A 268-nucleotide genomic window follows, 5' to 3' on the forward strand; every position below is an offset into this window, starting at 1 on the left:
GGACCACCCCACTGGATCGACGCCGCGGAGCGTGTCAAAGGTTGGCAAGAGGCACTCATCAACGCGGGGCTGGCGCCAGAGGTGTTACTTCAAGGTGACTGGGATGCCGCATCAGGGTATCGGGCCGGGCAGGAACTGGTCCGGCAGCAGCGGGTCACGGCAGTGTTCGTCGCTAACGACCAGATGGCTCTGGGCGTGCTCCGGGCCGTCCACGAATCGGGACTGCGGGTGCCGGAGAACATGAGTGTTGTGGGCTACGACGACCAGC

The 268-nt window shown here is 64.9% G+C and carries 1 protein-coding gene; it reads left to right on the top strand.

Translation table 11 applies throughout. From position 1 onward, the window contains the following. Positions 1–81: 81 nt before the first annotated feature. Positions 82–268 (top strand): substrate-binding domain-containing protein (locus SB772_RS41515; RefSeq protein WP_410838713.1); only part of this gene is annotated, 187 nt, incomplete at its 3' end.

Origin of the sequence: Paraburkholderia sp. SIMBA_030 (assembly GCF_046535245.1) — a bacterium.
Taxonomy (GTDB): domain Bacteria; phylum Pseudomonadota; class Gammaproteobacteria; order Burkholderiales; family Burkholderiaceae; genus Paraburkholderia.